The organism is Tropicimonas marinistellae (genome assembly GCF_001509585.1).
Lineage (GTDB): Bacteria > Pseudomonadota > Alphaproteobacteria > Rhodobacterales > Rhodobacteraceae > Tropicimonas > Tropicimonas marinistellae.
In genome coordinates, this window is sequence record NZ_LNCI01000002.1 from 37692 (window position 1) to 52373 (window position 14682).

The following is a 14682-nucleotide window of genomic DNA, read 5'->3' on the forward strand; positions in this document are numbered from 1 at the left end:
ATGCGCCGTGTGCAAACCACGGCGACTCTCGCTTTGGTTGTGCTCGGCCCTGTTCTCGTTGTCGGGACGTTCCTCCTGATGGGGCCGCTGGGGCAGGGGGCATCCTCTCCGGCATTGCGCCTCGTTCTGCTCATCGACCTCGTCTACATCCTCGCGGTTGCGACCCTCGTGCTTGGGCGCGTGATTGCGATGATCGGTGCGCGGCGGGCGGATTCGGCGGGGTCCAAGCTCCACCTGCGGTTGACCGGCGTCTTCGCCCTGATCGCGCTTCTGCCGGCGGTTCTGGTCGCGATCTTCGCCGGGCTGACGATCAATATCGGTCTGGAGGGATGGTTCTCGGACCGGGTGCGCAATGTCGTTGGCGCTTCCCTGTCTGCCGCCGAGGCCTATGAAACCGAGCATGTGCGCGATCTGCGGCAGGATGCGCAGGGGCTTGCCGCCTATCTCGATGCTGCCGGGAGCACGACACTCGGCTTGTCGGATGGCGAGGTGCGCCAGTTCCTGACCCAGGGGCAGGCGCAAATCCAGCGCGGCCTGCGCGAAGCCTACGTGATTGATTCCTCGGGCCAGCTTCGCTCACGCGGCGAACGCTCCTATCTGTTCGACTACGAGCAGCCGACGGCCGACCAGATCGCACGCGCCGAGGCCGGCGAAACCGTGATGATCGAGGATTGGGATATCAACGAGTTCCGCGCGCTCGTGAAACTCGATTCCTTCACGGACCGATACCTCTATGTCAGCCGCGATGTGGATGGCAACATTCTCTCCCTGCTCGACGAGACACAGGAATCAATTCGCCTTTACAACCAGTTGGAAGATGAGCGCGGGCGCATCCTGTTCGAGTTCTCGTTACTCTACCTAGGGTTCGCGCTGATCCTCATCCTGGCGGCGATCTGGCTGGGGCTGTGGTTCGCCGAACGGCTTTCGCGCCCGATTGGCCGCCTTGCCGCCGCCGCCGGCGAAGTGGGGCGCGGCGACCTGTCGGTGCAGGTGCGCGAGGAGCAGGGAGACGACGAGATCGCGACCCTTGGCCGGGTCTTCAACCAGATGACCCGCCAACTCAGTGCGCAGCGGCAAACGTTGCTTGAAACCAACGCGCAGATCGAGGCGCGGCGGCGCCTGTTCGAAACGGTTCTGACATCGGTAACCGCCGGCGTGATCGGTCTCGACCCGGACGGGCGCGTGGATTTCATGAACCCGGCGGCCGTGCGGTTGCTGCAACTCGACGCCGGCGCCGGAGATCATCACGATGCCCTTGCGAAGGCGGTTCCGGAATTCGCCGGCCTGCTTGCACGATTGCGGTCGGATGACCGGGGCGTCACTCAGGATGAAATCCGAATAACGCGAGACGGAAAACTGGAAAACCTGCTGGTGCGCCTGGCCGAACGGCGTTCTGTCGAGGGCACGCTGGAAGGCTACGTTGTGGCATTTGACGACGTCACGGAGCTTGTAACCGCGCAGCGGATGGCCGCATGGGGAGATGTGGCGCGGCGGATCGCACACGAGATCAAGAACCCACTGACGCCGATCCAGCTTTCGGCAGAGCGACTGAAGCGGAAGTTCGCCCGCAAGCTGGACGCGGAGGACGCCGAGGCGCTCACGTCGATGACCGATGTCATCGTGCGCCAGACCGACGATCTGCGGCGCATCGTCGATGAATTCTCGAAGTTCGCCCGGATGCCGGAACCGGACCGTCGGGACTCCGACCTGACGAAGCTGGTACGCGATGCGGTGACGTTGCAGCACCAACAGCTTGGCGAGGCTCTGCACTGGGATCTGCCGGACGCTCCGACCCCCGTTACGGTGGACGAGACGATGATCGGTCAGGCTCTGACGAACCTCATCAAGAATGGTGGTGAGGCGATTGAAAGCCTTGAGGAAAAAGGCGCACCAGATGGGTTCGTGCCGGAAATACGGGTCAGCCTGGTTCAGGAAGGTCCGCTAGGGATCATCCGGATCGCCGACAATGGAATTGGCCTTCCGGAAGATAGAGGGCGCTTGTTCGAGCCCTATGTAACCACTCGGTCGAAGGGAACGGGCCTCGGCCTTCCGATCGTGAAGAAGATTATCGAGGAACATGGCGGCACGCTCGAATTGCGGGACGCCCCGGTATTTGAAGGAAATGCGCACTTCGGTGCGTTGGCAGAAATCCGGCTGCCCTGCGCAGCCACGCTCGACCAAGCAGCCGAGTGAGAAAACTTGAGGGAGATCAGGAATATGGGCGACATTCTTATCACCGATGACGAACGCGATATCCGGGAGTTGATCGGCGACATCCTCCGTGACGAGGGCTTCAGCGTGCGGCTGGCCGCAAACTCCGAGGAGTGCATGAACGCCATCGAGGAGGAGCCGCCTGCGTTGATGATCCTCGACATCTGGCTCAAGGACAGCAAGATGGACGGGATCGACATCCTGAAATCCGTCAAGCGCGACCGTCCGGACATTCCGGTGGTGATCATCTCCGGGCACGGCAATATCGAGATCGCCGTCGCCGCGATCAAGCAGGGCGCCTACGATTTCATCGAGAAGCCCTTCAATATCGACCAGCTTCTCGTGGTGATCCGTCGGGCAATGGAAACCTCGCGCCTGCGCCGGGAAAACACCGAGCTGCGCCGCAAGGACGTCTCGACCGCGGAAATGATCGGTTCCAGCGCGGCATTCAAATCCCTGAAATCGCATCTCGACAAGGTCACGCGGTCGAACGGCCGGGTGATGCTGACTGGCCCCGCCGGCGCCGGAAAGGAAGTGGCCGCGCGCTACATTCACGCCAATTCCAACCGGGCCGACGCCCCGTTCGTATCGGTCAACTCGGCCTCCATCGAGCCAGAGCGCATGGAAGAGGTCCTCTTCGGACGGGAGGGCGTGGACCGAGGCGTGGAGCCCGGTCTGCTGGAAGAAGCGCATGGTGGCGTGCTCTATTTCGACGAGATTGCCGACATGCCGCTGGGCACCCAGTCCAAGATCCTCCGGGTGCTGGTCGATCAGCAGTTCCAGCGCGTTGGCGGCTCCGACAAGGTTCGGGTGGATATCCGCGTGATCTCCTCCACGAACCGCGACCTCGAAAGCGAGATTGCTGCGGGCAATTTTCGGCAGGAGCTGTATCATCGCCTCAATGTCGTGCCGATCCGCGTTCCAGGTCTGGACGAGCGCCGCGAAGACATCCCCGAACTGGCGCGGCATTTCATCGACGGGTTCAACGCCTCCCAGGGTCTGCCCCTGCGGGAGTTGAGCGATGAGGCCGAAGCGCTGCTGCAGACAATGCATCTGCCCGGGAATGTGCGCCAGCTCAAGAACGTGATCGAACGCGTGCTGATCCTGGGCGAGGGCAGCGCGGCCATCGCGGTGCGCGAGCTCGAGGGCGCGGATTCCAACGAAGCGGATGATGGGCGCGTGGTCCTCTCCGGTGCGTTGGCGACCCTGCCGCTGCGTGAGGCGCGCGAGTTGTTCGAGCGCGAGTACCTCCTGACCCAGATCAATCGGTTTGGCGGCAACATCAGCCGGACGGCGACGTTCGTCGGCATGGAGCGTTCGGCGCTCCACCGCAAATTGAAGTCGCTCGGCGTCGTTACCTCGTCGAAGGCCGGGACGCGGGTCGCGCATGTCGAGGCGTCGTCGCAGGCGGCAGAGTAGGGCGCTGTTCCAGACTGCCCCGCAAGAGTTTGCAGGTTGCGCGTTGGAACCTTCGCACCACTCTTGCGCGGGCTGCCGCAGGTCGGGGCGTTGACGCCCCCCGTGCGCTCTGCCATGCCTGTTGCAACCGCGAATGATCATGGGCCGGAGCGATGAAGGTCATCATCTGTGGGGCGGGTCAGGTCGGCTGGCAGATCGCCCGGCACCTCGCCAGTGAGCAGAACGACGTCACTGTTGTCGACAACAATGCTGATCTGGTGCGCCGTGCAACAGACACGTTGGACGTTGCCGGTATCGCCGGATTCGCAAGTTACCCGGACGTGCTCGACCGCGCGGGCGCGCGCGATGCCGACATGGTAATCGCCGCAACCCATTCGGACGAGGTCAACATGGTCACCTGCCAGGTGGCCCACTCGGTGTTTGGCGTCACGCGCAAGATCGCCCGCCTGCGTGCGCAATCCTACCTGGAGGCGATTTATCGCGACCTCTACAAGCGCGATCACATGCCGATCGACGTCGTCATCAGCCCCGAGCGCGAGGTGGCCGAGGCGGCGCTCCAGCGAATTGCGGCACCCGCAACATTCGATACGGAGAGCTTCCTGGACGATCAGGTGCAGCTTCTGGGCATCCACCTCGATCCGGATTGCCCCGTTCTGAATACCCCGCTTCGCCAGTTGACCGATCTGTTCTCGACCCTCCGGGCCATGGTTGTGGGGGTGCGGCGCGAGGGTACGCTCTTTGCGCCGGAGCCGGGGGATCAGCTCTTCGTCGAGGATCAGGTCTATCTCGCCGCGCATCGTGAAGACGTGAAGCGGACGCTGGAGATCTTCGGTAAACCGACCCGACGGCAAGAACGTGTGGTCATCGTCGGGGCCGGCAACGTCGGCCTTGCCGTGGCCAAGGCGCTGGAGAAGAGCGAGACCCGCATTCGCGCCAGGGTGATCGAACGGGACAGGGCGCGCGCGGAGCACGCGGCAGATGCACTGGAGCGAACGATTGTGCTCAATGGCGACGGCATGGACAGCGAGGTGCTTGCGGAAGCGAGCGTGGGGCGGGCGGATGCCGTGGTTTGTGTAACAGACGACGACAAGGTCAATCTGCTCGCGGCCGTGCGCGCGAAGACGGCAGGGTGCAAGATGGCGATCGCCTTGGTCAACGATCCAACCCTCGTTACCCTGATGGAACCGCTCGGGATCGACGCCTACGTCAATCCGCGCGCGACGACCGTCAGCTCGATCCTTCGCCATATCCGGCATGGCCGCGTCAGGGGCGTCTATTCCATCGGTGATGCGGAGGCCGAAGTAATCGAGGCACAGGTGCTGTCGACCTCACCCATATCCGGTAAATCGCTGCGCGAGGTGGATTTTCCGGAGGGCGCGCTGCTCGGCGCGATCAAGCGGGACGACGAGATTCTGATGCCGGACGGCAGTACGCGCATCCTCGAGGGGGACATCGTGATGATCTTTGCCATGGCCGACGACGTGCCCGAGGTGGAGCGGTTGCTTCAGGTCTCCATCGATTTCTTCTGAGGCCGCGCCTCCCGATGTTCCGTCTCTATGACCTTCCGTTGATCGTGCTCCTGATGGGGATCGGGGCCGCGGCGATGCTGGTGCCGGCGTTCCATGGGATTGCGGTCGGCGACTTGCGGGCGGCGCATGTCTTCGGCCTGTCGGCGGTGCTCTTCCTGTTTCTGACGGCGATCATTGCCGTTGCTGTCGCCAATCATCGATCCCGCAGCCTCGTCCGGAGCCACCTTGCCGCGCTGGCGGCCGCCTATACGCTCTTGCCATTGATGCTGGCGGTGCCGTTTCAACAGGGTGTCCAGTCGACGACCTACATGAATGCCTGGGTCGAGATGGTGTCCTCGATCACCACCACCGGAGCGACCCTCTTCGCGCCCGAACGCTTGTCCTCGTCGCTGCACTTGTGGCGCGCCCTGGTGGGCTGGATGGGCGGTTTCCTGGCATGGGTTGCCGCCTTTGCGCTGATGGCACCGATGAATCTGGGCGGGTTCGAGGTGATCTCCTCGGGCACCGTCGGTGTGGGGGCGCGGCCCGGGCGCCGGGTCGGCGCGCTCGGTCTTGGCGACCCGCGCGAGCGGCTCTTGCGTTTCACGTTGCAATTGCTGCCGGTCTACGTGGGGCTGACGGCGCTCCTTTGGCTGGGGCTTGTCGCATTGGGCGAGGACGCGCTTGTCGCGGTCTGTCATGCCATGTCCACCATGGCCACCAGCGGGATCAGCCCGGTGGGTGGTATGGAGGGGGCGCAGGCCGGTCTGGCGGGCGAAGCGCTGATATTCGTCTTCTTTTCCTTCGCGATCACGCGCGTGACGTTCTCTGGGGCGTTTACGCCGCGTGGCGCCCGCAATCTCGCAGGTGATCCGGAGGCCCGCATCGGCCTCGGATTGGTCATTCTGGTTCCGAGTTTTCTGTTCCTTCGGCATTGGATCGGCGCCTACGAGGTCGATACGATCGGCGAGTTGCCCTCGGCGTTGAACGTGCTTTGGGGGGCGACGTTCAGCGTTCTCTCTTTCTTGTCCACCGCCGGCTTTGTCAGCTCCGAATGGGATGTCGCCAGTGCCTGGTCGGGGTTGCGGACGCCAGGACTGGTGCTGTTGGGGCTGGCTCTGATCGGCGGCGGGGTGGCAACGACGGCCGGCGGTGTGAAGCTGCTTCGCGTTTTCGCGCTCTACAAACACTCGGAGCGGGAGATGGAGCGGCTGATCTATCCGAGTTCGGTCGGAGGCGCGAAACACGGAGGGCGGAGCATTCGCAAACAGGGGGCTTACGTCGCCTGGATTTTCTTCATGCTCTTCGCGCTGTCGCTGGCAGGCGTGTCGATGGCGCTCTCCGTCGCCGGTGCCGCGTTCGACGAATCCATCGTCATGGCGGTTGCGGCGCTCTCCACGACGGGGCCAGCGGGCCACGTGGTCCTGGAGCACCCGGTGAGTTACGCGGCACTGAACGACCCCGGAAAGGTGGTTTTGGGGCTCGCAATGGCGCTTGGCCGGCTCGAGACGCTGGCGATTCTTGCGCTGTTCAACCCGCAGTTCTGGCGCAAATGAGGGATATCCGTTGCCGCAGGTGCGAAATCGCGGGGGCATCCCGCTCAGAGGGGGCTGGAATCTGTCGCGATCCCATATCATAGTGGTCCCCGATGGGTGGCCTCCGCCCCGATATGAGACATGGCATTTCGCCAACTATAACAAAACAAGGCAAGAATAATGGCTGCAGATAAGCAGAACTTGCAGGATGCATTCCTTAACCACGTTCGCAAGACCAAGGTGCCCGTTACGATCTTTTTGATCAACGGCGTCAAGTTGCAGGGTGTGATCACCTGGTTCGACAACTTCTGCGTGCTGCTACGCCGCGACGGACAGTCGCAGCTGGTCTACAAGCATGCAATTTCCACGATCATGCCGTCCCAACCGATCAACCTCTACGAGGGCGAAGACTGACCGAGTTCGAGAGCGGGGCCGGCCGCGGGGAGGACCGCGGGGACGGTCCTGCGGAACGCGCTCTGGTCCTTCACCCCGATATTCTCGGCGATCCCGACCGCCGCCCAGCGGCCGCGGGGTTGGCGGAGGCTGTGTCATTGGCTGCAGCCCTGCCGGGGTTGACCATCGTCGGTGGCGAGGTCGTGCCCCTGCGCACGCCGCAGCCCGGCACGCTCTTCGGATCGGGCAAGCTCGACGAGTTGAAAGCGCGGATCGAGGCCGACGAGGTCGGGCTGGTTCTGGTGGACGGGCCGGTCACCCCCGTGCAGCAGCGCAATCTGGAAAAGGAATGGGGCGTCAAGCTCCTGGACCGGACCGGACTCATTCTGGAGATTTTCGCAGACCGCGCGGCCACCCGTGAGGGGGTGCTGCAGGTGGAACTCGCCGCGCTCTCCTATCAGCGCACCCGGCTTGTACGGGCATGGACCCACCTGGAACGCCAGCGCGGCGGGCTTGGCTTCGTCGGTGGGCCGGGTGAAACGCAGATCGAGGCGGACCGCCGCGCCATTGACGAGGCGATCACCCGCATCCGCCGGCAACTGGAAAAGGTCGTGAAGACGCGAGCCCTGCACCGGGCGTCGCGTGCCAAGGTGCCGTTCCCGGTCGTGGCTCTGGTGGGCTACACCAATGCCGGCAAATCGACGCTCTTCAACCGCCTGACCGGTGCGGAGGTCCTCGCCAAGGACATGCTCTTCGCCACGCTCGACCCAACGATGCGGGGGGTGACGCTGACGTCTGGGCAGAAGGTGATCCTGTCGGACACGGTTGGTTTCATCTCCGACTTGCCGACGCAGCTCGTGGCGGCATTCCGCGCCACGCTGGAGGAGGTACTCGCGGCCGACTTGATCGTTCATGTGCGGGATATCAGCCATGCCGAGACGGATGCGCAGGCCGAGGACGTTGAGTCGATCCTGCACGAGTTGGGCGTGTCCGACGAAACGCCGCGCATCGAGGTCTGGAACAAGATGGACCTCTTGCAAGAGGCGGAGCGCGAGCCCCTCGAAACCCTTGCAGCGCGGCGCCCGGATGTCCTGACCATCTCGGCGTGGACCGGGCTGGGAATGGATGGGCTGGTCGCTGCTATCACCGAGGCGCTCGACGGGGTGCGCAGCGACGACGTCTTGCATCTGCCGTTTTCCGAGGGCCGGAAGCACGCATGGCTGCATGAACGCAAGGTCGTGACCGATGAGCGGCAAGGCGCGGATGGCTGGGAGATCGAAGTGCGCTGGACGGCGCGGCAACGCGAGGCGTTCGGGCGTCTATGATCGCAATCGGTGGCGTGAACGCGGCTACAAGGTTTCGTGATACTGGAAGCTTAGCGCCTGTCCCCTATTGTAGGCATGATACCTTTGGTTCGATCAGCGGCTATGGCGGGGGCAGTGCCCTGCCGCGTCGGTCGGCAACCGGTCCGTGAAACGCAAACAGAACGGCGGTGACCGTTAGGAGGATGGGATGCGTCGATTGGGGGCGAGTATTGCGCTTCTCGGCTTTGTCGCCGGGTTGCTGACGCCGCTCGCGGCGGGTGCAGATCTCGACAGGAATTACCGCGCCACCAACACGATGCGGGTAAATTACATCCCCGGCTATCCTGGAATGTTCGAGGTCTTTCACAGGATGAATGCCGCTGCACCGGACTACTGGTGCGCCGCTGCGGACTATGTACGCCGGTTCGCGCCGGACAAGGGGCGCACGCCAATATACGTTCTACGGGGCGTTGGGCGGGGCGTGACCTTGCCCAACCAGCGCTCGGTCGTGTTCACCGTTGCGCCATCGCCCGAGGTCGAGGCCTCGTCGGAGGCGGCGACGGGGCTTTCCCTGAGTGTTTCGAACGTGGGCGAGCGCCGGACGGCGGCGCATGGCTTCACGGGATGCACGGACAGCCGTCGGAAATTCCGGCGCGGCGGCTTCCGGTAGCGCGCATCCGGAGTCGATTGTGCGGATCGACCGCGCCTTGAAGCCCTATCTCCGAGGCACGGTCGGCCCCATGGCCCGGGCCGACGCGCTTGCAACGCCCCGGGACAAGCTGCATCGTCCCGACATCATGCAAACCACCTTCACCATTTCCACCCGCGGACCGGGCCTCTACGAATTCACGTCCGAAATCGCCAACTGGGTGGCGGCGCAGCCCGTGGACACGGGCTTGCTCACGCTATTGGTGCGCCATACATCGGCCTCCTTGCTGATACAGGAAAACGCCGATCCCGAAGTGCGCGACGACCTCACGGCGTTCTTTCATCGCCTCGTACCGCCGACAACCGATCCCTCCATGAGCTACCTTCAACACACCTACGAAGGCCCCGACGATATGCCCGCCCATATCAAGGCCGCACTTCTGCCGGTGTCGCTCGGAATTCCCGTTTCCGCCGGGCGTATGGCACTCGGCACATGGCAAGGCATCTATCTCTTTGAACACCGCACACGTCCGCACCAGCGTGACGTGGTCGCGCATCTCGGCTAGCGCCTGCACAGCGCAGGGCTAGATGTGGGTGCCGTGTGGCCAGAATATCCTGTAGGTTTCCCCCAGATGCGGTGTTTCAACATACCCTCTACCCAAGCCATGGCACATTCCCTATAGTCGGACCAACGAGAAGGGGGCGACCCCTGGTGCAGAGGTGAGGGGGACGCGATGCGCTGCCCGTTTTGTGGAAACGTGGATACGCAGGTCAAGGATTCCCGGCCCGCCGAGGATCATGTGGCGATACGCAGACGGCGGTTCTGCCCGGCGTGCGGTGGCCGGTTCACCACCTACGAGCGTGTGCAGTTGCGCGACCTCGTGGTCATCAAGTCCAATGGCAGGCGGGAAGATTTCGACCGCGACAAGCTGGAGCGGTCGATCCGCATCGCCCTACAAAAACGCCCGGTGGAGCCGGAGCGGATTGACCAGATGATCTCCGGCATCGTCCGGAGGCTCGAAAGCATGGGCGAGACCGACATTGCCTCAAAGGTAATCGGCGAGATCGTTATGGAGAGCCTGGCGCGCATCGACACCGTGGCCTATGTGCGGTTCGCAAGCGTCTACAAGAATTTCCAGGCCGCGGACGACTTCGACAAGTTCGTCAGCGAATTGCGTCCGTCCGCAACGCCGCAGGAGTAGAATCCCCATGGAGGCAGCCGCCGCGGTCGACCGCCGGTGGATGGCAATGGCGCTCGGCCTTGGTGCGCGCGGGCTGGGGCAGGTCTGGCCAAATCCGGCAGTGGGCTGCGTTATCGTCCGGAACGGCCGCGTTCTTGGCCGCGGCTGGACCCAGCCTGGCGGACGTCCCCATGCCGAGACAGAGGCGCTGGCACAGGCCGGATCGGCGGCGCGCGGCGCGACGGCCTATGTCACGCTGGAGCCCTGTGCGCATCACGGCAAGACCCCGCCCTGTGCGGAGGCACTCGTCGCCGCCGGTATTGCCCGCGTTGTCACCGCGCTGACAGATCCCGATCCGCGCGTCGATGGCGGCGGCCACGCGATCCTGCGCCACGCCGGGGTCGCCGTGACGACCGGCGTTCTGGAGGCAGAGGCGCGGCGCGCCAACGAGGGCTTCCTGCGCCTCATGACCGAGGGGCGCCCGCATCTGACACTCAAGCTGGCCAGTTCTGTCGATGGCCGCATTGCCACTGCCACGGGCGAGAGCCAGTGGATAACCGGCCCGGCCGCCCGGCGCGCGGTTCACGCCATGCGTGCCCGCCATGACGCGGTGCTCGTGGGGGCGGGCACTGCTCGGGCCGACGATCCATCGCTGACCGTGCGTGGCCTCGGCGTGTCGCATCAGCCGGTGCGGATCGTTGCCTCGCGGCATGTAGACCTGTCGACGGAGAGCCGGCTGTTCCGGGCGATCGGGGACGCACCCGTGTGGATCTGTCATGGAGTTGACGCCGTGTCGGAAAGGACGGCCACCTGGAAGGCCCGGGGCGCCCGCATGGTCGAGGTTCCGGTGGACCGTGGCCGGCAACTCGATCCGGTGCAATTGCTTCGCGCCCTTGGTGCGGCCGGGCTGACGCGTGTCTTCTGCGAGGGCGGCGGCACGCTGGCAGCCTCGCTCTTGAATGCGGGTGTGGTGGATGAACTCGTGACCTTCATTGCCGGTATGGGTCTCGGTGCGGAGGGGCAACCGGGCCTTGGCGCGATGGGCATCGACAGGCTCGCCGAGGCGCCGCGCTTCGTGCTGGACGGGGTGGGCGGAGTCGGCGCCGATGTCGTGGCGCACTGGCGTCCGGTGCGGCAGTCTGTGGTCAACAGCGCCTGACGCGCTGGCCGAACGGGGGTGCGGTCACAGCTTCTTGGGCGACCGCCAGAACGCTCCGTGGCCAATCATCAGTCCCTGTAGCTTGGACAGACCCCGATGTGTTGGTCCCGGAGCGGGCAACGGTCCGTATTCCAGCCGCTCCAGGGCAACTTCCACGGGGCAGGGCAGCCCGCTCACCGGATCGCGGTAGCGCGGGTAGGCGATGAGCGCGGCATGGACGAGCGCGGCGAGGCTCGGCCGCGCCTGCCGTCGCGCCGGCACCGGTCCAAGGTCGTCCGTCAGACCCCAGCCAGCATAGAAAGGTGCGCCAAGGCAGGTCACGGGGCGCCCGCGCAAGAGTGCCTCGAAACCCAGGAGCGAAGTCAGGGTCCAGACGGCGTCGACAGCCTCCAGCAAGACGGCGGGATGCGCGCCGGTGACCACCATATCCGCCAGCGCTTCCACCTCCGCCTGAGGAACCGCTCCGGGGCGGAGGCCGGCCTCGACGTCCGGATGTGGCTTGTAGAGGATCGTGGCGTCCGGATTGGCGGCACGCGCTGCGCCCAGCAATCCGAGGTTTGTGCGGATCTCCCCGCAGCCGAGGGTGATCGATGCGTCGTCTTCCACTTGCCCGGGCACGAGTATGCGGCGCCCCTCCGGAAGCGATGGCAAGGTGACGTTGCCGACATTGTACTTGGTCACACCGGAGGCACGCAGCGCCGCGATCAGGCGCTCAGCCCGTGCGAGCGCCTCCGGCGGGAATGTGGCCGCGCGGGATATCTCCGCCTCCAAACGGCTTTCCCGTGTCGGATCGTAGTAGATTCCCCGGTCGTCCGAGACGAGAGACAGTGGCGGGATCAACTCTGCCCCAAGCCCGCGTGACCGCAGAAAGCCGTCTTCAACCCGGCGCAGGGACAGACCGGCTCGCGCCGCCGCATCTTCGGTCTCCGGTTCGAGGCCGCTCGCCCAGGCGAGCAGCGGGCGCCCTGTGTCTCGCGCCACCTCGACCGCGCGCGAGGGATTGGCTACGAAGCGCATCCGCCGTTCGGTTCCGAAAAACCCTTGAAGCAGACCGCGCTTCCACAGACGCATGCCGGTTGCAACGTATCCGTCGCTGTCCTCGCGGAAGGCTCGCACCCGAGAGTCCAGCCCGTCGAGCGCCTCCTCCAGCGCGCACAACCGGTCCCGGCAAGGATCGTACCACACGGGATAGAGGATCATCGCAGCGGCAAAAAGCTGGGTGCGGGTCAGCTGTCGCTGGCGGCGGTCGAGCGGTATGCGGTCCTCCGTCAGCCCCCAACCCGAGTAGAATGGCTGACCGAAGACCCGCGGCCGATGCCCGGCAAGAATTGCCTCGAACCCCATCTGCGAGGAGACGGTATAGACGGCGACAGCGCCATCCAGCAGGTGCCACGGCGAGACCTGTGCCGCGCATGTCTCCACGCCCTCCGGCAAGTCGGTTGGGTCAAAATGCCCGGACCGGTGGCCGGCGAGCGTTTCGGGGTGGGTTTTGACCAGGATGCGCGTGCCGGGATGGTCCAACCGCGCCTCCGTCAGCATTTCCGCAAACCGAGCGGCCGAGGCGCCGGCACGGGCGATGGACGCATCGCCCCGCGTCTGGTCGATCACGAGGACATAGCCCGGCGCAGGTGGATCAAGATCGGGCGAAAACGCGTTGTATTTGCTCAGGTGTCCCTCGTGCAACCGCGCCATGGCGGTACGGGCGCGGGCAAGCAGCGCGGCATCGTCAAGCGGGTGGGTCGCAAGCAGCGTTTCCAGGTCCGAGGGGGCCGCGCTGTCGAAATGCACGCCGCTTGTATCGAGCAGCAATCCCATGGGCGGCGCCCCGTCGCGGCCGGTGCGGATCGACCGCAGAAACGCGTCCTCCACCCGCAACAGGCGCGCGCCGGTGCGTCGGGCAATCGCCTCGCCGCGCCGGGCGGTCGGGCTGTGGCCCCAGACCCCGATCCAGTCGTCCGCTCCGGGCCGACCGGTCGTTACCCGCCACCCCGCCAGCGCCAGGATGCGCCGTACCCGGCGATTGAGAAAGCCGCCATTGTAGACGAAGAGCCGCCGTGGATCGCTCTCCACCTGCCGAACCTAGAAGTTGTTGGCGAGCGTGGAGTAGTTCGCCAGCGGATTCAGGGTTCCGGTGACAGCCGAGAGCGTCTTGCGCCATTGCACGAACGGCGCTTCGGTCACGTAGAGCGTGTCACCGTCCCGAATGGCGAAGTCGCGTGCTTCGAAAATCCCGTTCGGTTCAGTGAGGTTCAGCACATAGACCATGCGCTGATCACCCACGAGGTCGCTGCGGCCGAGCACGTTTCGGGAAATCGCCTCGGGCTCATTGCGGAAGACGAAGACGCCTGTCGGGTCGGCGAGATTGCTGTCCAGCCCTCCAACCTGCGCAATGGCTTCGATGGCGCTGAGCGTCTGGGTTTCGAACCGGACACGGTTCTGCGAGCCGGTGGCCCCCAGAACCGAGAAGGACCGCGTGTCCTCCTCGACAAGGATCCGGTCGCCCCCGCGCAGCGCGATGTCGAGCCGCGGGTCGCTGAAGAGGTCCTGGAACCAGACGGTGGAACGGTGTCCGCCGCGCATGACGTTGATTTGCGCCACTTCGGGTTCGATGCTCAGCCCGCCGGCCTGTGCCAGCATGGCCGAAAGCCGCCGGGTGGGGCGTTCGATCGGGTACACGCCCTGATCCGCGATCCCGCCCATCACCGAAACGGTCGCGCCGTCGCCGGACAGGCGCGTTACCAGAACCTGCGGATCCGGCGTCTGCGCATCGAGCTTGTCGGTAATGATCTGGCGCAGACGCTCCGGCGTGTTTCCGGCGGCCCGGATTCGGCCGGCATAGGGCACGAAGATGAAGCCCGCGCCGTCGACCTGCACCTCCTCCAGCACCGTGGCCGCCTGGCCCGCGCTTGAGAGGAGCCCGTCATCCACGTTTTCCCAGACAGTCAGCCCAAGCGTATCGCCGGGCCGGATCGTATCGGAGCCGACCTCGCCGGCATTGAGAAAGTCGCTGGTGAACCCAAGGATCGGCGTGACGGAGGTCGCGCGGGTGACATGATCCGAGACTTCCACCACAAAGGCGTCGCCGTCTTCCATCACCGATCCGGAGAAGATCTCTTTCTTGTGAGGGCCGGAACGCGGCAAGGCACAACCGCTCGCGACGGATGCCACAAGGAAAAGGGCCAATACCTTGGCCCAGCGGGAAGCTTGGGTACGCACTGCTCTGGCTCCTTGGCCGGAATTCTGCCTCGACGTCTTTTTTATTGGGCTGACCGTACACGATAGCCCAAAAAAGGGAAGTCGCCGCGTCAGCGTCAGAGCGAGTGT

12 protein-coding genes are annotated in these 14682 nt (G+C 64.8%); 10 read left to right on the forward strand and 2 right to left on the reverse strand.

The features are described 5' to 3' along the window. The 10 genes from ARC39_RS03625 (at window position 1) to ribD (ending at window position 11358) form a co-directional block, all read left to right on the forward strand. Window positions 1-2193, forward strand: a complete 2193-nt coding sequence (locus tag ARC39_RS03625; protein WP_068110247.1) for a sensor histidine kinase NtrY-like — start codon at window positions 1-3, stop codon at window positions 2191-2193. Window positions 2194-2217: 24 nt separating this feature from the next. Further along, complete coding sequence (gene ntrX / locus ARC39_RS03630) at window positions 2218-3630, forward strand: nitrogen assimilation response regulator NtrX (protein ID WP_068110249.1); 1413 nt, start codon at window positions 2218-2220, stop codon at window positions 3628-3630. A gap of 152 nt (window positions 3631-3782) precedes the next feature. After that, a complete protein-coding gene (gene trkA, locus ARC39_RS03635) occupies window positions 3783-5159 on the forward strand; it encodes a Trk system potassium transporter TrkA (RefSeq protein WP_068110253.1) in 1377 nt (458 codons plus the stop codon). Window positions 5160-5173: 14 nt separating this feature from the next. Further along, window positions 5174-6694, forward strand: a complete 1521-nt coding sequence (locus ARC39_RS03640; RefSeq protein WP_068110257.1) for a TrkH family potassium uptake protein — start codon at window positions 5174-5176, stop codon at window positions 6692-6694. A 159-nt stretch (window positions 6695-6853) separates the two neighbouring features. Beyond that, window positions 6854-7087, forward strand: coding sequence for an RNA chaperone Hfq (gene hfq / locus ARC39_RS03645; protein ID WP_042461931.1), 234 nt, complete (start codon window positions 6854-6856; stop codon window positions 7085-7087). Beyond that, window positions 7084-8391, forward strand: a complete 1308-nt coding sequence (gene hflX / locus ARC39_RS03650; RefSeq protein ID WP_068110261.1) for a GTPase HflX — start codon at window positions 7084-7086, stop codon at window positions 8389-8391. The genes hfq and hflX overlap by 4 nt, the downstream gene beginning before the upstream one ends. Before the next feature lie 187 nt (window positions 8392-8578). After that, the gene (locus ARC39_RS03655) at window positions 8579-9040 is read left to right on the forward strand and encodes a hypothetical protein (protein WP_068110265.1); all 462 of its coding nucleotides are present in this window, start codon (window positions 8579-8581) and stop codon (window positions 9038-9040) included. Between the two features lie 127 nt (window positions 9041-9167). Beyond that, window positions 9168-9584 (forward strand): secondary thiamine-phosphate synthase enzyme YjbQ, encoded by a 417-nt coding sequence (locus ARC39_RS03660; protein WP_068111588.1) that lies wholly within the window; start codon window positions 9168-9170, stop codon window positions 9582-9584. 168 nt (window positions 9585-9752) lie between these two features. Further along, on the forward strand, window positions 9753-10220 hold the full coding sequence (gene nrdR / locus ARC39_RS03665) for a transcriptional regulator NrdR (protein WP_068110268.1): 468 nt from the start codon (window positions 9753-9755) through the stop codon (window positions 10218-10220). A gap of 7 nt (window positions 10221-10227) precedes the next feature. Next, on the forward strand, window positions 10228-11358 hold the full coding sequence (ribD, locus tag ARC39_RS03670) for a bifunctional diaminohydroxyphosphoribosylaminopyrimidine deaminase/5-amino-6-(5-phosphoribosylamino)uracil reductase RibD (RefSeq protein ID WP_068110271.1): 1131 nt from the start codon (window positions 10228-10230) through the stop codon (window positions 11356-11358). Between the two features lie 24 nt (window positions 11359-11382). Here the strand turns inward: ribD and ARC39_RS03675 are convergent, their stop codons facing one another. Continuing rightward, entirely contained in the window at window positions 11383-13428 is a 2046-nt protein-coding gene (locus tag ARC39_RS03675; RefSeq protein WP_068110274.1) for a capsule polysaccharide biogenesis protein, read from the reverse strand. A gap of 9 nt (window positions 13429-13437) precedes the next feature. Next, on the reverse strand, window positions 13438-14574 hold the full coding sequence (locus tag ARC39_RS03680; RefSeq protein WP_068110277.1) for a polysaccharide biosynthesis/export family protein: 1137 nt from the start codon (window positions 14572-14574) through the stop codon (window positions 13438-13440). Window positions 14575-14682: the final 108 nt, after the last annotated feature.